20 protein-coding genes are annotated in these 22,475 nt (G+C 63.3%); 4 read left to right on the top strand and 16 right to left on the bottom strand.

Annotation, left to right across the window (positions count from 1 at the left end; genetic code table 11):
- Positions 1–404 precede the first annotated feature (404 nt).
- The 6 genes from PY254_RS02485 to PY254_RS02455 form a co-directional block, all read right to left on the bottom strand.
- A complete protein-coding gene (locus PY254_RS02485) occupies positions 405–3,194 on the bottom strand; it encodes a putative bifunctional diguanylate cyclase/phosphodiesterase (protein WP_281013908.1) in 2,790 nt (929 codons plus the stop codon).
- A 279-nt stretch (positions 3,195–3,473) separates the two neighbouring features.
- A complete protein-coding gene (locus tag PY254_RS02480) occupies positions 3,474–4,814 on the bottom strand; it encodes a hypothetical protein (protein ID WP_281013907.1) in 1,341 nt (446 codons plus the stop codon).
- Between the two features lie 99 nt (positions 4,815–4,913).
- Entirely contained in the window at positions 4,914–6,323 is a 1,410-nt protein-coding gene (gene glnA, locus PY254_RS02475) for a type I glutamate--ammonia ligase (RefSeq protein WP_281013906.1), read from the bottom strand.
- A gap of 189 nt (positions 6,324–6,512) precedes the next feature.
- A complete protein-coding gene (locus tag PY254_RS02470; RefSeq protein WP_281015136.1) occupies positions 6,513–7,808 on the bottom strand; it encodes an ammonium transporter in 1,296 nt (431 codons plus the stop codon).
- A gap of 53 nt (positions 7,809–7,861) precedes the next feature.
- Positions 7,862–8,200 carry a P-II family nitrogen regulator gene (locus PY254_RS02465; RefSeq protein WP_281013905.1) on the bottom strand — a complete coding sequence of 113 codons (339 nt, stop codon included), beginning with the start codon at positions 8,198–8,200 and terminating at the stop codon, positions 7,862–7,864.
- A 43-nt stretch (positions 8,201–8,243) separates the two neighbouring features.
- A complete protein-coding gene (locus tag PY254_RS02455; protein ID WP_345781822.1) occupies positions 8,244–8,942 on the bottom strand; it encodes a TorF family putative porin in 699 nt (232 codons plus the stop codon).
- A gap of 390 nt (positions 8,943–9,332) precedes the next feature.
- Here PY254_RS02455 and PY254_RS02450 point away from each other — a divergent pair, with 390 nt between their 5' ends.
- Complete coding sequence (locus tag PY254_RS02450; RefSeq protein ID WP_281013903.1) at positions 9,333–10,130, top strand: undecaprenyl-diphosphate phosphatase; 798 nt, start codon at positions 9,333–9,335, stop codon at positions 10,128–10,130.
- Positions 10,131–10,137: 7 nt separating this feature from the next.
- Positions 10,138–11,679 (top strand): tetratricopeptide repeat protein, encoded by a 1,542-nt coding sequence (locus PY254_RS02445; protein ID WP_281013902.1) that lies wholly within the window; start codon positions 10,138–10,140, stop codon positions 11,677–11,679.
- Here the strand turns inward: PY254_RS02445 and PY254_RS02440 are convergent.
- The 8 genes from PY254_RS02440 to PY254_RS02405 form a co-directional block, all read right to left on the bottom strand.
- Positions 11,676–12,725: a serine hydrolase domain-containing protein gene (locus PY254_RS02440; RefSeq protein WP_281013901.1), complete on the bottom strand. Its 1,050-nt coding sequence runs from the start codon at positions 12,723–12,725 to the stop codon at positions 11,676–11,678. The two genes, PY254_RS02445 and PY254_RS02440, sit on opposite strands and share 4 nt — an antisense overlap.
- A gap of 328 nt (positions 12,726–13,053) precedes the next feature.
- Complete coding sequence (locus tag PY254_RS02435; protein ID WP_281013900.1) at positions 13,054–14,253, bottom strand: AI-2E family transporter; 1,200 nt, start codon at positions 14,251–14,253, stop codon at positions 13,054–13,056.
- Positions 14,250–14,576, bottom strand: coding sequence for a hypothetical protein (locus PY254_RS02430; protein WP_281013899.1), 327 nt, complete (start codon positions 14,574–14,576; stop codon positions 14,250–14,252). The genes PY254_RS02435 and PY254_RS02430 overlap by 4 nt, the downstream gene beginning before the upstream one ends.
- Entirely contained in the window at positions 14,563–15,045 is a 483-nt protein-coding gene (locus PY254_RS02425) for an ABC transporter ATP-binding protein (protein ID WP_281013898.1), read from the bottom strand. Before PY254_RS02425 ends, PY254_RS02430 begins: the two co-directional genes overlap by 14 nt.
- 23 nt (positions 15,046–15,068) lie before the next feature.
- Positions 15,069–15,428: an ElaB/YgaM/YqjD family protein gene (locus tag PY254_RS02420; RefSeq protein WP_281013897.1), complete on the bottom strand. Its 360-nt coding sequence runs from the start codon at positions 15,426–15,428 to the stop codon at positions 15,069–15,071.
- 53 nt (positions 15,429–15,481) lie between these two features.
- Positions 15,482–15,637, bottom strand: a complete 156-nt coding sequence (locus tag PY254_RS02415) for a DUF1328 domain-containing protein (RefSeq protein WP_007809737.1) — start codon at positions 15,635–15,637, stop codon at positions 15,482–15,484.
- A 137-nt stretch (positions 15,638–15,774) separates the two neighbouring features.
- Positions 15,775–16,398: a YbhB/YbcL family Raf kinase inhibitor-like protein gene (locus PY254_RS02410; protein WP_281013896.1), complete on the bottom strand. Its 624-nt coding sequence runs from the start codon at positions 16,396–16,398 to the stop codon at positions 15,775–15,777.
- A gap of 56 nt (positions 16,399–16,454) precedes the next feature.
- Positions 16,455–17,543, bottom strand: a complete 1,089-nt coding sequence (locus PY254_RS02405; RefSeq protein ID WP_281013895.1) for a PQQ-dependent sugar dehydrogenase — start codon at positions 17,541–17,543, stop codon at positions 16,455–16,457.
- Between the two features lie 100 nt (positions 17,544–17,643).
- Here PY254_RS02405 and PY254_RS02400 point away from each other — a divergent pair, with 100 nt between their 5' ends.
- A complete protein-coding gene (locus tag PY254_RS02400) occupies positions 17,644–19,119 on the top strand; it encodes a Ycf46 family AAA ATPase (protein WP_281013894.1) in 1,476 nt (491 codons plus the stop codon).
- Positions 19,120–19,128: 9 nt separating this feature from the next.
- On the opposite strand, the gene PY254_RS02395 is transcribed toward PY254_RS02400, so the two are convergent.
- On the bottom strand, positions 19,129–19,485 hold the full coding sequence (locus PY254_RS02395; protein WP_281013893.1) for a response regulator: 357 nt from the start codon (positions 19,483–19,485) through the stop codon (positions 19,129–19,131).
- A 61-nt stretch (positions 19,486–19,546) separates the two neighbouring features.
- Positions 19,547–21,982: a PAS domain-containing hybrid sensor histidine kinase/response regulator family protein gene (locus PY254_RS02390; RefSeq protein WP_281013892.1), complete on the bottom strand. Its 2,436-nt coding sequence runs from the start codon at positions 21,980–21,982 to the stop codon at positions 19,547–19,549.
- Positions 21,983–22,202: 220 nt separating this feature from the next.
- On the opposite strand from PY254_RS02390, the gene PY254_RS02385 reads away from it, so the two are divergent.
- Positions 22,203–22,415, top strand: coding sequence for a DUF3820 family protein (locus PY254_RS02385; RefSeq protein ID WP_281013891.1), 213 nt, complete (start codon positions 22,203–22,205; stop codon positions 22,413–22,415).
- Positions 22,416–22,475 lie beyond the last annotated feature (60 nt).

Below are 22,475 nucleotides of genomic sequence, written 5' to 3'. Positions count from 1 at the left end.
CAACTCGTCCATGTAAGCAAATCTCCAACGCCTGCTGCCGGTCAATCGTCTCCGAGCCTGTTCATCTGGGCCCGCTGCTAGACGTCGTCGAATCTGCCGTTACCGCTGCGCAGATGCACACACTTTGCCGCTTTATCAAGCCATTTTGCGAACCTGGACAAATGCTAACCCATTGATCCAACGTGACATGCACAGACTATGGGGATAGATCGACCTGCATAGTTTGTGTTGCTGAGCCGAAGAAGGCACAAACGATGGGGTGCTTATGGACACAAACTACGGAGTTGTGTCCATCGCGGCTCCCGGCGGCGCCGATCAGGCAGCTTCGCGTGAAGGCAAACCGGTAATTCGCAGGTGCCAAACTGCGCCGGACCAGACTCTCTGGAGGGTTGGCGAGCCGCCGATTACAGCGTGTGGCGTGTGTGTATATCGGCCTCGAACTTGTCGACCGGCATGGGTCGCCCGAACAAATAGCCCTGGAACTGTCGGCAGCCAGCCTCGATCAACAGGTCGCGCTGGATGGTGGTTTCCACGCCTTCGGCGATGACGTCGAGGCCCAGGCTTTGCGCCATGCCGATGATGGTTCGCACGATGGCCCGATCGCTATTGCTGGAATGAATTTCCCTGACGAAGGACTGATCGATCTTGAGCTGTCGGAAGGGCAGCGACTTCAAATACTGCAGCGATGAATAGCCGGTACCAAAATCGTCCAGCGACAACGGCACGCCGATATCGCTCAATGTAGCCATCGTCGCCATGCTGGTCTGGTTGCTCTCCAGCAGCAGACTTTCGGTCAGCTCCAGCTTGAGCAAGCGCGGTGCGATCGCATGCGTCTGGATCGCGTGCTTTACCTGCGCGGGGAAGTCGGGATGGCTGAATTGGCGGGCACTGACGTTCACGGCCACGACCAGGTCACGCATCGCCGGATGTCGCTGCCACTCGGCAATCTGCTGGCAGACTTGCTCCATCGCCCAACGGCCCATCGGTATCATCAACCCGGTTTCTTCGGCCAGCGGAATGAATTCGGCGGGCGAAATCATGCCACGCTGCGGGTGCATCCAGCGCATCAGCGCCTCGGCCCCCATCGGCTGGCCGTACCGGTCGACCTGGATCTGGTAGTGCAGGCACAGCTGATCGGCTTCCATGGCTTTGCGCAACTCAGCTTCCATGGTGCTGCGCGCGTGGATGGCGTGTTGCATCGCCTTGTCGTAGAAGCACAAGGTATTGCGACCGGCATTTTTCGCCTGGTACATCGCGATGTCGCCCTGCTTCAGAATCTCGTCGACCGACTGATCGAGCCCTCTGAACAAGGTCACGCCGATACTGGTGGTGCCGCGATACTCCTGGGTGCCGAAGAAGCACGGCTGGGCCAGTTCGGCCAGTAGCGATGCGCCGATGTTTCTGGCCATTTCAGCGGCCTCCAGATCCTGCTCGCCCAGATCCTCCAGCAACACCAGGAATTCATCGCCACCAAATCGCGCGACGGTGTCGCCCTGGCGTGCCGTCGCGGTCAGCCGGCCGGCAATTTCGCGCAGCAGCAAGTCACCGATGTCATGGCCCTGGCTCTCATTGAGTGCCTTGAAGTTGTCCAGGTCGATGAACAGCAGCGCACTCCATTGGCCAGTGCGAACGCTGGAAGACATGGCGTGTTTCAGCTGGTTGGCCAGCAATTGTCGATTCGGCAGGTCGGTGGTGGAGTCGTAATAGGCGAGGTACTTGATGCGGTCGTCCGAGTCCTTGCGCTCGGTCAGGTCGATCATGAAGCCGAACGACAACTGGCCCTCGCTGATCATCACGCTTTTGGCATAGATCAGCACCGGAAACTGCGAACCGTCCTTGCGCTGGAACTGGGTTTCGTAGGTGTCATCCACCGCCTCGTCAGACGGGCGGCGGCTGAGCCGCGCTGCAACGTCCTCGCGACACTGCGGCGCAATCCAGAGCAGCATCGACTTGTCGCATACCTCGGCGGGGTCGTCGTAACCGAGCATGCGCAGGAACGTCGCATTCACCTTCAGCGTCAGCCCGTTCCGATGGAAGGCCATGCCGACCGGCGATTGTTCGATGACCGTACGAAAGCGCTCTTCGCTGGCCCGCAGCGAATCGGCCAGGCGGCGATCCTCGGTGACGTCCCGGTGCATCAGCACCACTTCGCGGATGTTGCCGCTGCCGTCTTTCAGCGGATACATATAGCCTTGCACCCAGCGCTCGCGCGACGGATCAGCGGGAGGCTGCTGGCCTGACGGCACGTAGACGAATGGCTCGGCCTGACTGACTTCGCCGGCGAACGCCTGCGCGATCAACGTGGTGATGCCACGCTCGGCCAGCTTCTTGTTCTCGAAAATGTTGTATCCGACGAGACTTTTTCCAGACACTTGCCACAGCTCTTCCCATGCCCGGTTGATCATGCGGGTACTGCCGTCTCTGGCCAGCACCTGGACGCTGAAAGGGGCCTGCTCCACCAGCGAACGAAAGCGTGCTTCCGCGCTGCGCAGGCTCATCCGGATATTGCGATCCAGCGCCCAGGCGGTTCCGGCAATGAGCCCCACGAAGCCCAGCGCTCCGGCCGGCACCAGGGCCAGATCCGGGAACAGGCGTGCGAAGACACCCTCGGTCGAGGTGATCGCGTAAATACTCGCGGTGATCAACATGACCCGATCGGCCAGCCGGAAGTGACGGCGATACAGGTCCCAGAAAATCTTGACTTGATAACCCAGCGCCAGAGGAAACAGCACCGCCGTTGCGTAAGCCCACCCGCTCGGCACGCCCGACTCCCTGCTGAGCACCTCGCCCCATGGCAACCACTGCTGTCGCACAACGTCCATATGGGCAAACTGCAGCGTGTACGGCGCCACGAAATTGCGGACAAGCAGCACGCCCAGCAGCACGCCGAACACAACGGCTAACCTGGCAGACCGCACGCCGCTGTAAAGCACCGTGAACCACAGGTACAGGATCTCGAATCCCAGCACGCAGGCGATATTCCAGCGCAGCATGCCGCTCAGCTCGGCAATATCGCTCGACTGAAACAGGCCGGCCAGCGTCAACAGCATGAAGACGGCCATAACGCACGCCAGTGCAAACACCTGTTGTGCCGGCTGGCGGGGCTGTCTCAATGCCGCACTCATGTGCGCCACTGCGGCATAAGCGCAGATGCCGGCAATCACGTAACAGCCTGGGACAGCCAGTGACAGCACGCCTTTCTCCCCAAGACGCAGGCAGCCGTTGGCCACCCTGTGCGAGCAAGCATGCCTTATGAACAGGGCGGGTGTCTTGGGGTCGGTGCCGGCGTACGGTTACAGGCCGTGACAATTAACTCACGCAACAGGTGATTCACCCATGGCGCGCAGCGACCACCGATGCTGGCGCGCCGTGGTATCGCAGCGTGGTGCGGATCAACGGCGAGGCACGCTGCTGCCGGCAACGGTCGCATCACGACGGGTCATGCGTCAGCCGACTCCAGCGGGACGACTCAACTACTTCGTCAACGGCAAGATGAGCGATGGTTGATCAGGACGTGCCTTCAGCTGTGGCACGATCAGCCGCGCAGCAGCGGGGTCAAGCTGGAAATCGCGGCTGCCGCCTTGCTGCAAGTCGGCGCGAGCTTGCGCAAACTGCTGCCGCCAATCGACAGGCGTACGGGCAGCCGCACGGTTCGCCAGCAGCCAGCCCATCGCGCGCAGGCCGGCGGCGTAGTCTTCATTGCGGTTCATGTAGTTTGCAGAATCTGGCTGGGTGATTCGCGCCAGACTCAAGCCGATTCGATTGGACACTTCATCGAAAGCGTCATAACGCACCTGCGGCCGCTGCGCCCCATTGAGCGGGCGATCATCCAGCATGCTGTCAATCACCGCCGGCTGACAGGCCCAACCGTAGACAGGTGCGATAAGCCGCCGCGTGCTGTCGATATCGACCAGTAGATGCATCAGCACTCGCAGCCGCCCACGGGATTGGGCCGGATCAATGATGGCGAAACCGCCTTGAACAAGCTGATATTCCCGCTGCATGGGCGCGCACAAGCTGACATCCGCGCGGGTAACCGGCGCGAATGCCGCCGCGCAATCGGCCGGTATGGGTTGATCCGCCGGCAGCTCAGTCAGCATGCCCGCCAGCAGCGGCTCGATCGAGTCCATCCAGCTATTGGCGACCATCGCACCCACCAGCGAATTGGTATGTGCGTGCAGGTTGCGCACCGTCAATGCGTTGCTGCAGACCTGCGCCAGTGCTTGCGTGTGTTGACCATCGACAAAGTCCAGCGCCGCCGCGGTCAACTGCAGATTTTCGTACGCACCGAAATCCGGGAACGGTATGTCGGGCCTGCTGGTGGTTTCATCCCACAGGATGGCATCGGTGGGGATGGCACGCAGTCGACTCAGCCGCGCGGATTGCCGCGCCAGCAGCTCGCGCAGGGGCTGCAGGTTCGCGCGCACCTTGCTCAGGCAGTCGCGGTCCTGACGACGACACAGCGTTTGCCGATCCGCCGCGGTGAACTCGGGCCGTTTCGGAAAGTGCTGCGCGGCCTCTTTCTGATAGTTCGCTGTCGGCGGCTGGTTCTGTAGCCGCTGCGCCCAGTCCAGCGCGTGCTGACGTTCCTGCGCATACACCGCGTCGATCTGATCGGCAGGGATGTCGTAGTCCAGCAACCATACGGTCGCCCACGCATTGAACGCTGCGACAGGTGGAGCCGCGGGTTTCAGCAGCGAGAGCGCCTGCGCCTGAGCGCTGGTGGGCGGACGCAGCCGGCCCCACGCAAAGCTGGCAATCAACACCAGCAACAGCAGACCCAGGGTCCACGCCAGCACTTTCACGATTCGCATCCTGCTGTTTCCCTGTTCGTCCGTGACTTCCAGTCATCCTAACTCAGCATGAAAACGGGCGCCGCAGCGCCCGTTTTCATCACGACCCCACCGAATCGGTCAGAGCGAGTAGTACATCTGGAATTCCAGCGGATGGGTGCTGGCGCGGTACTTGGTGACTTCCTTCATCTTCACTTCGATGTACGCATCGATGAAGTCATCGGTGAACACGCCACCGGCCTTGAGGAACTCGCGGTCCTTGTCCAGCGCTTCCAGTGCGGCATCAAGGCTGGAGCACACCTGCGGAATGTTCTTCTCTTCTTCCGGCGGCAGGTCGTACAGGTCCTTGTCGGCCGGCGCACCCGGATCGATCTTGTTGATGATGCCATCGAGGCCGGCCATCATCAGGGCGGTGAACACCAGGTAGCCGGAGTTCATCGGATCGGGGAAGCGCACTTCGATGCGGCGACCCTTCGGGCTGGCCACGAACGGGATACGGCAGCTGGCCGAGCGATTGCGCGCCGAATAGGCCAGCATCACCGGTGCTTCAAAACCCGGCACCAGCCGCTTGTAGCTGTTGGTGGTGGAGTTGGCAAAGGCGTTGATCGCGCGGGCGTGCTTGAAGATGCCGCCGATGTACCACAGCGCCATCTGGCTCAGGCCACCGTACAGATCACCGGCAAACAGATTCTCGCCGTTCTTGGCCAGCGACTGATGCACATGCATGCCACTGCCATTGTCGCCAACCAGCGGCTTGGGCATGAAGGTGACGGTCTTGCCGTTCTGGTGCGCCACGTTCTTGATGACGTACTTCATCGTCATCAACTCGTCGGCCTTCTTCACCAGCGTGTTGAACTTCACGCCGATCTCGCACTGGCCTGCGTTCGCCACTTCGTGGTGATGCACTTCGACGGTCTGACCGAGCGACTCGAGCACCTTGCACATGTCGGCGCGCAGGTCGCCCAGCGAATCGACCGGGCTGACCGGGAAATAGCCGCCCTTCACACCCGGACGGTGACCGGTGTTGTTGCCGTCGTACTTGTAGCGCGACGACCATGCCGCTTCTTCCGAACCGATCTCGTAGAACACGCGGCCCGGATCATTCTGGAAACGCACCGAATCGAAAATGAAGAACTCGGGCTCCGGACCAAAGAACGCGGTATCGGCGATGCCGGTGGATTTCAGGAACGCCTCACCGCGCTTGGCAATCGAGCGCGGGTCGCGGCCGTAGGCCTGCATGGTGCTCGGCTCCAGCACGTCGCAATGCAGGATCAGCTGCACATGCGAGCTGAACGGATCGAGATGCGCGGTATCCGGATCGGGCAGCAAGACCATGTCCGACTCGTTGATGCCCTTCCAGCCGGTGATCGACGAACCGTCGAACATCTTGCCGTCTTCAAACGTGGACTCGTCGATCGCGTGCGCCGGGAAGGTCACATGGTGATGTACACCGAGCATGTCCGCAAAGCGGAAGTCGACGAATTCAACGTCGTGTTCCTGGATCAGGTCGAGCACTTTGTTGGCAGACATGGGGCAACCTCGGCGGTGGATGATGGTTTGGTTTGAGCAAAGCCCGTGCCAATCAGCCAAACCCTTGAGGAACAAGGTCTGGCAGGCTTTTCGGACCGAACGGACAAAGCCGATTGCAGCATGGTGGTGCAATGATGGCGACTTGTCGCACCATCATTGCACATTCAAACGAAGGGCTTGCCGGCTGGGTCAGATATCGTAGGCGCTTTCACCGTGCGTGGTGATGTCCAGCCCCTCGCGCTCGGCATCGTGCGGCACGCGCAGGCCGAACGCGGCCTTGACCGTCAGATAAGCCAGCACCGAAACCAGCCCGCTCCAGAACACCGTGATCAGCACGCCGAGCGCCTGCACCCAGAGTTGGTGACTCATCGCGAAATCCGCCGCGCCACTGCCACCGAGTGCCGGCGCGGTGAACACCGCCGTCAACAGCGCACCGACGATGCCGCCGATGCCATGCACGCCAAACACGTCCAGCGAATCATCCGCGCGCAGCAAGCGCTTCAGCCCGGTGACGCCCCACACGCAGCAGAGGCTGGCCAGCACACCGATCACGATGGACCCCATCGGCCCCACCGTGCCGCAGGCCGGCGTGATGCCGACCAGCCCTGCGACCACGCCGGACGCACCACCCACCATCGAAGCATGCCCGCGCAGCAACGCTTCGGCGGCCAGCCACGCCAACATGCCCGCCGCTGCGGCCAGCAAGGTGTTGATGAAGGCCAGCGCCGCGCCGGCATTGGCTTCCAGATTGGAACCGGCGTTGAAGCCGAACCAGCCCACCCACAACAGCGCGGCGCCGACCATGGTGAAGGTAACGTTGTGCGGCTTCATCGACTCGCGACCAAAGCCCAGCCGCGGACCCACCATGTACGCGCCGACAAGTCCCGCCACGCCGGCATTGATGTGCACCACCGTGCCACCGGCAAAATCCAGCGCACCCTTGGCGAACAGATAGCCCGTCGGTCCGTACCAGACCATGTGCGCAATCGGCAGGTAGGCGAAGGTGAACCAGAGCGCCACAAACAGCAGCACCGCGCGGAAGCGCATGCGCTCGGCGAACGAACCCACGATCAGCGCGCCGGTAATGCCGGCGAAGGTCGCCTGGAAGGCGATGAACACGTATTCGGGCAGTGCCACGCCAGCAGTGAACGTGGCTGCCACGGTGTCCTTGCTGACGCCGTGCAGGAACAGCTTGTGGAAGTTGCCGATCAGCACACCGTCACCGCCGAAGACCAGGCTGTAGCCATAGATCACCCACAGCAGCAGCAACAGCGAGAACACCGTCATCACCTGCATCAACACCGACAACACGTTCTTCGAACGCACCAGCCCGCCGTAGAACAAGGCCAGCCCTGGCACGGTCATCAACAGCACCAGCAAGGTGGAGGTGAGCATCCACGCCACATCGCCCTTGTCGACTACCGGCACGACGACCTCGGCGTGCAGCATCGGTGCTACCAAAGTCAGCAACAAGGCAAGGGCCATGCGCATGGTGCGGAACAACGTGAATGTTTGCATGGCAACCTCGCGTGGATGGTTCACAGGGCGTCGGCGTCGAGTTCGCCGGTACGAATGCGGATCACCTGATCCACGTCGGTGATGAAGACCTTGCCGTCGCCGACATTCCCGGTGCGTGCGGCCTGCTGGATTTCCTCCAGCACGGTGTCGATCAACTCGTCCGTCACCACCACCTCGACCTTGAGCTTGGGCAGAAAGTCGACGACGTATTCGGCGCCGCGATACAACTCGGTGTGACCCTTCTGGCGGCCGAAGCCGCGCACTTCGGTCACCGTGATCCCCGACACGCCGACGCGGGCGAGCGCATCGCGAACCTCGTCGAGCTTGTACGGGCGGATGATGCTGGTGATCATTTTCATCGTTGGCTCCGGGTGAAAGGCATTCAGAACGACCGCGCGAGGCTCAGCACCAGCGTGGCGCGACCGAGGTAGTGGCCGTATGCATGGTTGCAAACCGAGCGGCGCGCGCTGGTGTCGTAGTCGCCCAGCGCCGCCGACCAGACCCTGCCGATGCTGCGCGTGACGCCGAGCTTCCCGGCGCTGTACGAGGCACCGGCGACGTTCGCCACTTGCTGGTGACCGACGTGCGCATCGAGCTGCCAGCGCCCGGTGCCAGCGGCTGATTCCATGTCAGGTCGAGATAGCCGCTGTGCTCGCTGTCGGCGTAGCCGAACAGATGGGTGAGCGCATACGAATACTTCAGCGACAGACTTTTCCACGCCAGTGCGGCATAAATCTCGCTGGTGTTCGGCAGGGTAAAGCCCGTTGGATAACTACCCGGATACTGGTAGCGGTACGCGCCCAGGTCATAACTCCTTTCAGTCGCGAAGCTGCCGCGATAGCCGCCGTAAACATCCAGCTCCACCCGGCTGGAAGTCGGCGCCGCAGAAGTCGAGGCATCGGACAGCCAACTGACAGTGCTGCCCCAGCCACCCACATGCCAGCCACGCGCATGGTCGAACTCGATGCCGGCCTGCACAGCCGGTTTGCGATTGGTCTGCGACAGGCCGCGAAACAAGTAGTCGCTGACCGCGCCGGCATTACCGACCCAACCGCTGGTCGGTGTGTCGCCAGCGAGTGCCGGCAGCTTGACTGAAGCCATACAAGTCGGCATGAAAACCCGCGCCGCCATTCCGTATCGCTTCATGAGCTGACCCCCTTGCGGATGTGGCTTGCGGACGATGGACGTCCAGACGTCCATCGGACTTCGTCGGGTCACGCTTTCGCCTGAGCCTCAAGCCACTTCAGCAAGCCGCGTGCCATCGGCCGCCGCCCTTGCCGCAGCCCGATGGGTCCATCGCAAGATCTTTCTCACCAAGTCATTCGCACCAGCCGCACGCGTCGGCCTGACGCCTTTGCACCGTTCCAGTGCACTGCGCGCGCAATATCGACAACATCCGTGGCCACGCCAACCCACCGGCAAAACCCGTAAGCTATGGCGCTTAGTGCCGGCAACCGACCGGCACACTCCATCTACTCAACGGACTTCCCCGTGATCGACCTGCTCCACGTCATCCTGCTCGGCATCATCGAAGGCATCACCGAATTCCTGCCGATCTCCTCGACTGGCCACCTGCTGATCGCCGAGAAGTTCGGACTGGGCACACGCTCGGACCTGTTCAATATCGGTATCCAGGCCGGCGCGATCCTTGCGGTTACGCTGATCTACTGGAAGCGCATCTGGCAGTTGCTGACGCAGTGGCGCGAACCGGGCAATCGCGATTACCTGCTGAAACTGATCGTCGCTTTCGGGATCACCGCCGTGCTCGGCCTGATCGCGGTGAAGTTCGGCTTCAAGCTGCCGGAGAAGGTGACCCCGATCGCCTGGGCGCTGGTGATCGGCGGCTTCTGGATGATTGGCGCCGAGCTGCTGGCCGCACGGCAACCCGATCGCAGCGAAGTGACCTGGCGGGTGGCCATCCTGGTTGGCATCGCGCAGATGATTGCCGGCATCTTCCCCGGCACCTCGCGCTCGGCTGCCACGATTTTTGCGGCGATGTTGTTCGGCACCAGCAACCGCGCCGCCGCTACCGAGTTCGCGTTCCTCGTCGGCATTCCCACGATGTATGCAGCGACCGGCTACGAGCTGTTGAAGGTGGTGAAGGATGGCGGCGCCGTACATGAGGACTGGACCGCGCTGCTGGTCGGCTTCGTGGTCTCCGCGATCGTCGCCTTCATCGCGGTGAAATGGCTGCTCGGCTACATCCGCAGCCACACCTTCACCCCATTCGCGATCTATCGCATTGCGTTCGGCGTCACCCTGCTGTTGCTGGTCCCGGCCGGCACATGATTCGGGCATGACCCAGGTTCGCTTGCTCGATCTGATCGTCGACACGGCTGGCCAGCAGGTCACCCGCGACGATGCCCGGCTTGACGTTGCCGGCCTGAACTTTCACTTGCTGGCCTGCCTGATCGCCCACGGCGACGCGGTGGTGGACATCGACACGCTGATGGCCGATGTCTGGGCACCCGCCGTCGTCAACGAAGAGACCGTCACCCAACGAGTGAAGCTGTTGCGGCAGGCGCTCGGCGACGACAGCCGGCAGCCGCGCTACATCCGCTCCGTGCGCGGCAAGGGTTACCAGTTGTGTCGCGCGCCGGTGCCGATCGCGGCATCCCGAAATGCGCGCGGCAGGTGGTTTGCCGCCGCCGCGGTGGTCGTGATTGCCGGGGTCATTATGTGGATGACGTGGCCGAAAGCGGCCGTGACCCCCGACCTGCGCAGCCCGCTGGTGCGTCGTGCCGCCTATTACGCTGCGATCGGCCAGTCCGAAAACAACGAACGGGCCATCTCGCTTTACCAGCAAGCCTTGCAGGCCAATCCCGATGACGGCGACGCCCTGCTTGGCCTCAGCCGTGCATCCAGCGCACGCGCCTGTCTGTTCAACGGCAGCCGTGCGGATACCGATCAGGGCCACGCGCTGGCGCGGCGCGTGCTTGAACGCGAGCCGAGCAATGCCGCGGCGTGGTCAGCGCTGGCCTATGCGCAGGATTGCTCCGGACGCATTGACGATGCGATCGCCAGTTACGAACGTGCCATTGCACTGAATGCCTCCGACAATGCCAGTCGCGCCTCGGTCGCTTACCTGTACCAGGAGAAAGGGCGCCTGGCCGACGCCTTGCGCATGAACCTGCAACTGTCGGGTGACGCCTCGCGCGTGCGCTTCCGCGATACGCAGATAGCGCGCGAGCTGGAGCTGCTGGGTTTCGTGGCGAACGCGCAAGCACGACTATCGAGGATCTTCCAGCTCGACCCGGACAATGTGTTCGCCAATATCGCGTGGCCGCGCTGCCTGTATCTGCAGGGACGCTACGACGACGCCCAGCTGGCCCTGGAGGCTTCGCTGGCACGGCATACGCCGCATGTGGATCTGTATGTGATGCAAGGCGAACTGGCGCTGCAGCGCCACGATCGCGCCGGCGCCGCAGCGGCATTCCGCTCCGCGAGCAAACTGCGGCCGGAAGCCACCCTGCCGCAAACGCTGGCAGCCATTTACGGTGAACCCGCGGCGCCGCCGGCGTGGATCGAGCAGCGCATCGCGGCGCTGAAGGCCGACATGCAAGCAGGCCAGCCCTGGCCAGGCAGCATGCTGGAAGTCGCCCTGCTTGAACTCGCACGTGGCGACAAGGATGCCGCCGTCGCGGCGATCGCCCGCGCCGTCGATGCCGGCTTTCCCGATCGCGCCTATCTGCAGGTATCGCCGCTGTTCGAAAAGCTGGCCGGTGAGGCGGGCTTCGAACGACAACTGGCTCGCATCAGCGACGAGGTGGCACGACAGCGGCAGCAGGTACTGACGGCCGACTGGAAGCCCGCCGACCTGCCACCGCCCAAGCGCTAGGGCTGGGTAGCCTTGAGGATGTAGTCGCTGATGATTTCGCGCGACTGCGGATGGGCGTAACGCTGGTTGTAGGCTTTGCTGGTTACCACCGCGACCAGTCGCCACTGCGGCACAAATAGCACGTAATTGCCGCCATTGCCGGACATCGACCAGGCCGCCACGTCCTTGCCGTCGACATTGAAATGGAAATGCCACCAGAAATAGCCGTACTCGGCGTCATCGCGGGCCTGGGCGTGCGGACTGGTCATCGCCTTGATGTAGTCGGCCGAGATCACCTGCTTGCCTTCCCAGCGTCCGCCATCGAGCACCAGCTGGCCGATCTTCGCCAGATCGCGGGTGCGATAGCGGGTGCCGCCGCCACCCATGCCGATGCCCTCCGGCGAGTGGTTCCAGGTTACCGAGGTGATGCCCAGCGGCCGTTCCAGCACCTGCGCCGCGAACGTCGCGAGCGGCATCTTTGCGGCCCGTTCCACGGCCGCCCCGGCGACGAACGCACCGGCGGTGCAATACGAGAAGGCACGCCCGAACGGGCTGTCCGCAGGCTTGGCCATCCACGGTGCGAAGCCCTTGACCGGCAGCGCCAGCGCGAAGTCCAGCCAGCGCTCGGTGACATACATGCGCTCCTCGTTGCCGCTGGAAAAAGGGTTCTCGTCGTCGCACTCCCACAGCGAGCTCATCGTCAGCAGATCTTCGAGCGTGGTTTTCTGCAGCCGCGGATCGGCTGGCTTGTGGTCAGCAAAGAAGTCATAGACCGGCGCCTTCACGCCGCTGATGAGATGGCGGTCGATCGCCGCGCCCACCAGCAACGCTGTGATGCTCTTGCTGGCCGAGCGCACGTCGTTGAGCGTATCAACGGTGCTGCCGTTGAAGTAGTGCTCGTAGACGGTCTTGCCGTCCTGAACCACCAGGATGCTGGTGATGTCCTTGTAGGTTTTATCGGCGATCTTTGGCTCGACCGAGGTCAATCGGGCAAGGTCCGGGGTCGTGTGGGGAGTGGCGTGGACTGCGGTGGTGGCAAGCAAGAGGGTGGCTAATAGACGTTTCATGAGGATTCTCGGCAATACGGTCACTCGACCGCTGGCGCATCAAGCCAGAGCGATGAGTGAAGTGCCGGAATCGCGTATGAAGAATGATGAAGCTGTCGCTTCATGCCTGCTGAATGAGCCCACCACTCATTCTCGCTGGGGTTTCAGGCCGGCTTGCCATCGGCAAGCTGGTCTCGGCGATCGTCGCTTTCACCGCGCTGCCGTGGCTGCGTGGCCATCTTCGCAGGCGCGACTTCAGCCTGGTCTGCGATCTACCCCATCATGTTCGGCGTAGCGCTGCTGTTGCCGGTATCGGTGTCAGCCGGCCGCTACCTGATCCACGGCGCGGCTACCGCGACACGATCACCGCAAACCACTCCCATCCGCGCACCCGTTCGCAGATCAGCTTGGTGCAGGTCAGCATCGGCACGGCCAATAGCGCGCCGGGAATGCCCCATAGCCAGCCCCAGACCAGCAGCCACAACAGAATGGCGATCGGGCTCAGACGCATGCTGGCGCCCTGAATCAACGGGGTGACCAGGTTGCCTTCCACCGCAGTGATACCGGCGAACGTCAGTGCCGGCAGGAACACCTCGAGATTCGCATCGCTCGCATAGAGCATGCACACCACGGCGAGCAAGGTGGTGGTGACGAAGGCGCCGACGTAGGGAATGAAGTTCGCAAACATTGCCACCGAACCCCACAACAGCGGGTCGGGCACTTTGTACAGCCACAACATGCCCGCGGTTATCGCGCCAAGGCTGGCGTTGATCAGCAACGCGGTGAGCAGGTAGCGCGAAATTTCGGTCTGGATGCCGCGCACGATCGTCACGGCGTGTCGCTTGTAGGCGAAGCTGGGGGTGATTTCGACCAGCCGTCGCAACATCGTGTCGCCGTAAATCAGGAAGAAAAACACCAGCAGCATCACGCTCAGCACGGCGGCGAGCACCTTCGGTGCGGTGGACACCACGTCCCAGGCGGTAATTGATACCGGCGTAGCCTGGGGCACCTGGGCGCGGCTGGTGCCACTGACCAGGGTCTGGGTGGCGCGATTGGCTGCTTCCAGCGGTTTGGTCACGCTGCGCAGCTTGGGCACGAAGCTCTTGATCGCGGCGGGTGCACCATGAAACCAGCCGATCGCCGGCTGCGCCAGCAGCCCGACGCCGGTGCCGATGCCGGCGATCAGACCGACCATCAGGACGAACGCGGTAAACCAGCGCGGAATACGCAAGCGGATGCCAAACGCAACGATCGGGTTCAGCGCCAGGCCGATGAATGCCGCCAGCACCAGCGGAATCAGCAAGGCTTTGCCGATGGTGATGGTGTAGAGCAGAGCCAGCAGCAACAGTGCGTTAAACACCATGCGAATGGCGCGCAGATGCCGCCGCAGGCCAATCAGCGGATTGCGCGGACGCATTGCCGCTGCAGCAGGCGCGGCGGTGGATTCGGCGGACTCCGCCGCTGCGGCTGCGTCGATGGCCAAAGCCTGTTCGCCGGATGCGATGGACGTGCCGGCGGCGGGCTCCGGTAAAACTTCCGTCGCGGTCATTGCGCTTCGCCAAACGGACCGGCTGCGTCATCGGCCGGCCCATTCGTCGTGGTTTCCGCGAACTCCGCCAGCAAGCGCGTGCCCTGCGCAACGACCTCGGCGAGCCCACCACCCAGCAACGAACCCAGACCGGGAACGCGCAAGGGATGCACGTTGAGCGTACCCAGCGCCACGCCAGCTCCGGCGGCCACGCCAACGGTAGTCAGCGGATGAGCGCGCCCACGCAGCAACAGGGCGGATGCCGGTTGCGACAGTTCATGGCGGGCGAGCTGCATGCGCAACTGCGCGGCCTTCACCTTGGCAATGCGATCAAACACGTTCATCGGGCTTTCCGTCCTGCGGGTCAGGCTGCACGGCAGGACCTGGATCGGGCCGGTGCAGCGTTTCACGCATCATCGCACCCCATTCACTGCGCGTGGCGGGCAGACTCATCCAGTGCATGCAGCGGCGGAACAAGACAATGGCAGCGACAAGGAACAACAGCTGCAGCACGGCCAGCCCCAGCAATGCCAGGAACCACGAACCCCACCACGCCACCAGCATCACGCCAACCAGCGCGAGCAAGGTCAGTCCCAGACCGACGCCAGCCACGGTAGCGGCCAGCGCGGCCAGCAACATCCACGACACCGCGCTGCGCGCCAGGCCCAACTCGGCGGCAAGCAAGCCGAGTTGCGCACCGAACAGTCGGCGGAAGGCACGACCGAACTGGCCCAGCTCGGCCAGCAGACCGGACGGCGGCGGCGCCGAATCCGGCGCCGCCGCTGCGTGAGTCGATGCGCCCTCACCGTGCATGGGATCGGTTCGCCCCTGGTTACTCACCGACGCAGGATGCGGCCAAGCAACCAGCCGGCGCCCAGCGCGATGGCTACCGACTGCACCGGCTTTTCGCGCACGTAGTCGCGCGCCTGCTCCAGCCATGCATCGGCCCGATCCATGGTCTGGTCATACACTTCGCGGCTGCGTTCACTGACTTCGGCCGCCTTTTCACTGGCTTTGTGTGCTGCACCGGCCGCCTTGTCGGTGGCACGGTGCAACCCTTCCTCGACATGGTCGGCCGCGCGATCCACGGTTTCCTTGGTGCTGGCGACGGCCGCGGAGGTGGCTTGCTTGATGCGCTCTGCGCGATCGTCGATGCGGTCGTTGACCGGCTCGTTGGTGCTGACTTGCTTGTTCATTGCGTGCTCCGGAAAGACTCAGGTATGTCGCGCGTGCGTTTCAACCGGCAGGGTCAACTGGCGCGGCGGAAGAAAGCGATGATCGCCAGAATCAAAAAGATCACGAACAGGATCTTGGCGATACCGGCCGCAGCGCCGGCGATGCCGCCGAAACCAAGCACGGCGGCGATGATGGCGATGACCAGAAAAACCAGGGCGTAGTGAAGCATGGGGGAATCCTCTTGTGGGGGAAGACGTGACCGCGGAGACGCCGCGTGATGCCATTCACCCATATCCCATGCCTTGTGGGCGTGAAGACAAACACCACCAACGTGCACGCGACGCCGACGTTCAGCGCCGCGACAGGTCAACTCACCACGTGCGGATTGAGCGTGTACGTGCCGATCAACTCGGCCTGTTCCAGTACATGACCGGCCATCGCGGCCCGCAGATCAGCCAATGAAAAACCGTGCACCAACGGCAGCGTAGCCACGTCCAGCGCGTACACGGTGAAGTGGTAATGGTGCAGCAAGGCATCGTTCCACGGCGGACACGGGCCGTCGTAACCGAGGTATTCGCCGGCCATTTCCGGATCACCGCTGAACCATCCGGTGTAGTCGTTGACCCCCTGCACACTGCCCGGCGGACCGAACGGCTCGCGCTTGCCGCGCGGGGTGATTTCGTCGCTGCACGCGCCGGCGGAGAGCTCACTGTACTCAGCGCGAATATTCGCCATCAGCCAATGCACGAACTCCACGCGTGGGAGGTCCGCCGGTACGGTGCGACCGGGCTGGTTCACGTCGTCGCCGCGGCTGGGCACGTCGGGATCGATGCAGGTGAGCGCGAACGAACGGGTGGCCGACGGCGCGCTGGTCCACGCCAGCTGCGGGCTGTGGTTATCCGACAAGGCCACCGGAGCGCCGGGTTTGCCGAAGGCGAATTCGGCGGGGATCGGTTGGCCACTGGCAAAACTGTCGCTGCGTAGTTGCATGGGAGTTACCTCGGGAACGGGGAACGTGGAACGGTGATCAGATGGCTTGCTGACGACTACGGCTGGTAGGTGATCCGGTAGACCGCGCCGGCCAGGTCATCGCTGACCAGCACGCTGCCGTCGGGCAGCGGCTGCACATCGGCTGGACGACCCCAGGCCTTTTCGTGCTGCATGAACCCGGTGAGCAGCGGCTGGTAGGACACCAGCTTGCTGCCGTTCACGCGCACCGTCATCACGCGGTAGCCAGACTTCTGCGTGCGGTTCCACGAACCGTGCTCGGCGACCAGAATGGCGCCGTGATAGCTGGCCGGAAACTGCTTGCCGCTGTAGAAACGCATACCCAGCGAGGCCACGTGCGCGCCCAGCTTCAGCACCGGCGGCACGAATGCCTTGCAGGTCTGGCCCTTGCCGAAGTCGGGATCAAGCAGATCGCCTTGATGACAATACGGATAGCCGAAGTGCTGACCCGCCTGAGTGATCGCGTTCAATTCATCGCTGGGAATATCGTCGCCGAGCAGGTCGCGGCCGTTGTCGGTGAACCACAAGTGGCCGGTACCGGGCTGCCAGTCGAAGCCGACCGTGTTGCGAATGCCGTGGGCCACATCTTCCCACCCGCTGCCGTCAGGATTCATGCGGATCAGCTTGCCGTGGTCCGGCGCCGGATCGCAGATATTGCAGGGTGCGCCGATCGGCACATACAACTTGCCGTCCGGTCCGAAGGCGAGAAACTTGCCGCCATGATGGGTTTCGGTCGGCAGCTTGTCGGTGACCAGTTCTGGCGTAGGCGGGGCGTCAAGATGATGTTCGATATCGCGCAGCACCACGATCCGGCTCACCGCCGAGACGTATAGATCGCCCTGATGAAACGCCACGCCCATCGGCAACTGCAGGCCACTGGCGATCACGCGCACCCGGTCAGCCACGCCATCACCGTTGCTGTCGGTCAGTGCGTAAACCTTGCCGGCGTCGGTGGAACCGACGAAGACCGTGCCGTTGGTACCCACCGCCATTTCACGCGCGTTCGGCACCTGGTCGGAAAACAGCGCGACATGAAAGCCTTTCGGCAACACTAATTGGTCGAGCTTCGGCGCCGCCAGTGCGGGCAGCGACGAAACGAGCAGCAACAACGGCAGCAACAGGCGCATGGTGGCGCTCCTTCAGCGCGGGGAGCGGCCAGCGTATACCGGCGGGCGTGAAGCCAGAAGCGCCCGTGGTCTGTAAACTTGTGTTCTTCGAGGGGGACACATGAGCGAATTGCAGGATCTCACCACGCTGGTGCGCGCGGCCACGCCATTGCTGGTGATCGAGACGGTGGACGAGCAGCGCGTGATCGAGTGCTTTCGCCACGTAATCGCCCAGGCGCTGCGTCCGCTGTGGCGCTGGACGCTGACCGACGGCCTGACCCGGCTGGACTTCGCCCAGAGCGAAGGCGACATCGCACCCGACGCCACCGCCACGCTGGACGCAATCCGCGCGCAGAGCGAGCCGGGCATCTACCTGATGTTCGATTTCCACAGCCTGCTGCGCTATGCGATGAGCCTGCGCCAGTTGCGTGAAATCGTGCAACGCCAGCGCTCCTCCGCACATACCATCGTGCTGGTCGGTGCCAAGGTGGAGTTGCCCGAAGAACTGGAAGCACTGGCTTTGCGCGTGCCGCTGTCACTGCCCGATCTGAAGGAACTGGCCGGCATTCTGCGCGCCGAGGCGGTCGCCTGGCAGCGCGAACAGAATCGCAAGGTGGAAGTGGACAACGACGCGGCGCGCACCATCGTGCGCAACCTGCTGGGCCTGTCCGCCCCGGACGCCCGGCGCATCGTGCGCAAGCTGATCTACGCCGACGGCGCACTCGGCGCGAGCGACTTGCCGGTGTTGATGCAGTCCAAGTTCGACTTGCTCAACCGCTCCGGCCTGCTGCATTACGAATACGCCACCGCCAGCTTCGCCGACATCGCCGGCGTCAGTCGGGTGCGCGAATGGGTGCAACGACGGCGCGCGGTGTTTCTCGCCGCGGTGCCCGATCCGGCACTGGACCCGCCGCGAGGCGTGCTGCTGCTCGGCGTGCAGGGCTGCGGCAAGAGTCTCGCGTCGAAAGCGATCGCCGGTGGCTTTGGCGTGCCGCTGGTGCGGCTTGATTTCGGCACGCTGTACAACAAGTACCAGGGCGAAACCGAAAAAAACCTGCGTGAGGCGCTGGCCAGCACCGAGCTGTTGTCGCCCTGCGTGCTGTGGATCGACGAGATCGAGAAAGGCCTGGCCGGCGGTGGCGATGATGGCGGCGTGTCGCGTCGCGTACTTGGCTACTTGCTGACCTGGATGGCCGAACGCAAGTCCAAGGTGTTCGTGGTGGCTACCGCCAACGCGGTGCAGGAATTGCCGGCCGAGCTGCTGCGCAAGGGCCGCTTCGACGAGATTTTCTTCGTCGACCTGCCCGCCGCCACGGTACGCGAGCAGATCTTCGCGATGCATCTGGCCCGGCGCAAACTCGACTCCGCCCAGTTCGACCTGCCCGCGTTGGCCGCCGCCAGCGAGGGCTTTTCCGGGGCGGAAATCGAGCAGACCATCGTCAGTGCGCTGTACGACGCGGCCGGCAGTGGCGCACCACCGGATCAGGCGACGCTGATGAATGCCTTGCAGCAGACCCGGCCACTCTCCGTGCTGATGCGCGAACAGGTCGAAGCACTCAGAACCTGGGCGCAGGGGCGTTGCGTGGCGGCGGACTGACGCCCGCAATCAACCCAGCAAATCGCGCACCGCCTTTTCAAGTTCGATCTTGCCGAACGGCTTGGGCAGGACACGAAGGCCGGGAAACTCGTTCGTCAACGCACTCTGGTCGGAACCGGACAGAATGAGGAACGGAATCTTGCGCGCCAGCAGGTCGAGCAGCACCGGGCGGGAATTCTCACCGCGCAGTTGCATGTCCAGCAACACGGCGTCGATCTCGCCCACTTCCAGCTCGACGCTGGCGTGCTCAAGGGTGAGATTCACCGAAACGTCGTAGCCCATATCACGCACAATGTCTTCGACCAGCATGGCCACGACCGGATCGTCTTCGACGACCAAGACCCGCTTGGCGGTGGTTATTGACACGTTGGCGCTCCCCCTTCCGATGGCGGATTCTGGCAGCAAGCCTGCTGCTTCGCCAGATGGCTCAGGCCACTTGGGTGAGGCGTTCGATACGGCGGGCCAGATCGGCCATGGTGAACGGCTTGTTGAGCAGTTCGATACCGGCTTCAGGGTCAGCGTCGAAGGTCGCGTCGCTGGCATAGCCGGTGATGAACAGCACCTTGAGTGCGGGGCGCAAGGCACGCGCCTGCAAGGCCAGTTCACGGCCATTCAAGCCGGGCAGACCCACGTCGGTAATCAGCAGGTCCAGCGGATGCTCCAGCGCGCGGACCAGCTGCAGACCCGCAGGCCCGTCCGCCGCCTGCAGGCCGTGATGCCCCTGGTCGTGCAGCAGGGTCATCACCAGTTCGCGCACGTGGGCTTCGTCATCCACCACCAACACATGACGCGCCGTGGTTCCTGACAGTGGCGCCGGCTCGACTTGGAGCACCGGTTCGGTGACTGCCGCATGGCAGCGCGGCAGATAGATTCGCACGGTGGTACCGACACCGCGTTCGCTTTCGATCCGCACGAACCCGCCCGACTGCCGCGCAAAACCATAGACCATCGACAAGCCCAGCCCGGTGCCCTGACCGAGCGGCTTGGTGGTGTAGAACGGCTCGAACACGTGGGCAAGAACCTCGGGCGTCATGCCGCTGCCGTTGTCGCTGACTTCAAGACAGACATAGTCGCCGGCAGCCGGATCGTCCTGGGCCAGCGCCGCCGGGGGCACCTCGCTGTTGCCGGTGGCAATGGTCAACAGTCCACCCGCGGGCATCGCGTCCCGAGCGTTGATGACCAGATTCAGCAACGTGTTTTCCAGCTGGTTGTGGTCGCAACGGGTGGGCCAGGACGCGTCCGTTGCGGTGACTTGAAGCTGCAGGTCGGGGCCCAGCGTGCGGTCAATCAACTCACGCATGGACTCCACCAGATCGTTCACGCAGATCACCCGCGGCTCCAGTGGTTGCCGCCGCGAGAATGCAAGCAAGCGGTGAGTCAGCGCGGCCGCGCGCTGTGCCGACTGCATGGCCAGCCCGGCGCAGCGCTCGGCATCTTCGCGGCGGTTCTGCGACAAACGGGTTTGCATCATGTCCAGCCCGCCGATCACGCCGGTCAGCAGGTTGTTGAAGTCGTGCGCAATGCCGCCGGTGAGTTGGCCCACCGCCTCCATCTTCTGTGACTGGCGCAATTCTTCGTTGACCGCTTCCAGTTCGCGGCTGCGCTCGGCAATGCGGAATTCCAGCAACTCGGCGGCGCGCTTCTGGTCCTCGATATCGGTGTTGGTGCCAACCCAGCGTTCAATGCGGCCGTGCTCGCCATGAATCGGCATCGCCCGTGCAATATGCCAGCGGTAGGCACCATCCGCACGGCGCAGGCGAAACTCGACCTGGTAGGGGCTTCCTTCGGCCACCGCCTGGACCCAGCCGGCAGCAGCCTGCGACAAGTCATCGGGGTGCACGATGCTGCCCCAGCGGTCCCCGACCAATTCGTCGTAGCCCATTCCGGCATAGTCGTAGACGCGGTCGTTGAACCAGTCCAGCGAACCATCCACCCGGGCCGTCCAGGCATGATTGGGCATCGCTTGCGCCAAGCCCCGAAATCCGTCCTCGCTGCGGCGCAGGGCTACTTCGTTTTGCTTGCGGGCAGAGATGTCGAGAAACAGCACGACGATGTGCTCACCGTTATCGGCCAGGCGCACGCGCACTTCGTACCAACGGCCATTGGCATGACCCAGGGCAATCTCGAACTGACTCGGCTCACCGCTTTCCACCACTTGCGCACAGGCGCGGATCAGTTCCTCCGGCACCATCGGGAACACTTCGCGAAGGGTGCGTCCAGGCGCTGTGCTGGATGCCAACCCGGCCTGGATCTCGAAGGCGGGATTGACCTCGGACAAACGGAAATCAACGATCGCGTTGTGCGCGTCGCGGATGGCCTGTGCCACAAAAAAGCCTTCCTGCATGTTCTCGAACAGGCCGCGCCAGCGTGCTTCATTGTTGCGCAGGGCAACTTCGGCATGCAGCTGTGCAGTGGTTTCGCTGCAGGCGCAGAACATGCCGTCGACACCACCATGCGGGCCGCGCAGCGGCGAGTAAGAGAAGGTAAAAAACGCCTGCTCCTGAAAGCCATTGCGCTCGATCAGCAACGGCAGGTTCTCGAAAAAAGTGGACTCGCCAGCGTAGGCACGGTCGATCAGCGGGCTGATCTCGTTCCATATTTCCGGCCAGACGTGCTGGAAGGGAGTAGCCAGCGCCGCGGGATGGCGCTTGCCCAGAATCGGTATATAGCCGTCGTTGTACAGGCAGATGCGCTGGTCGCCCCACAACAGGAACATCGGGAACGGCGAGTTCAGCATCAGGCTGACGACGGTGCGCAGCGAGTCGGGCCACCGCTCGACCGCGCCAGGGATGGATTGCGCCCATGGATACGCGCGCATCAGCGCGCCGATTTCGCCGCCACCGTCGAGAAAACCCGTCTTCATTGCATGCCGCTCCGTAGCTGTCCCACCATCGTAACGCGTAACGCGCAGCGTCCCCTTGGGACCATATCCGGTTGACCGCGATCGCGGCAACGGGAATGCTGTGCGGCATGACTTCAACGCCCTCGTCCCCGCCGCGCAGGACGGACAAATGCCACCCCCTGCCCGTCGGGCCCCAGCCGATCGGCGGGCATGCTGGCTGGGTGGTCGTGAAGGCATCGGCATGAAGCCTGCAGACTTGCAGGAGCTGGTCACCGTGCGGATGCCTTACGGCAAGTATCAGGGTCGCCTGATCGCGGACTTGCCTGGCGCCTATCTGGCCTGGTTTGCGCGCGAAGGGTTTCCGCCCGGGCAGCTGGGTCAGTTGCTGGCCTTGATGCTGGAACTCGATCACAACGGCCTGGGCAAACTGCTCGACCCCTTGCGCAAGCGCTGACGATCCAGCGATGCTGCGACGCTGCCACGCGGGCAGCCTGCCACTCCGCGCCGGACTCAC

The organism is Rhodanobacter sp. AS-Z3 (assembly GCF_029224025.1).
In the GTDB taxonomy this organism is placed as follows: Bacteria; Pseudomonadota; Gammaproteobacteria; order Xanthomonadales; family Rhodanobacteraceae; genus Rhodanobacter.
Note: the sequence above shows the minus strand (reverse complement) of the source record. Positions and strands in the feature narration are given on the sequence as shown.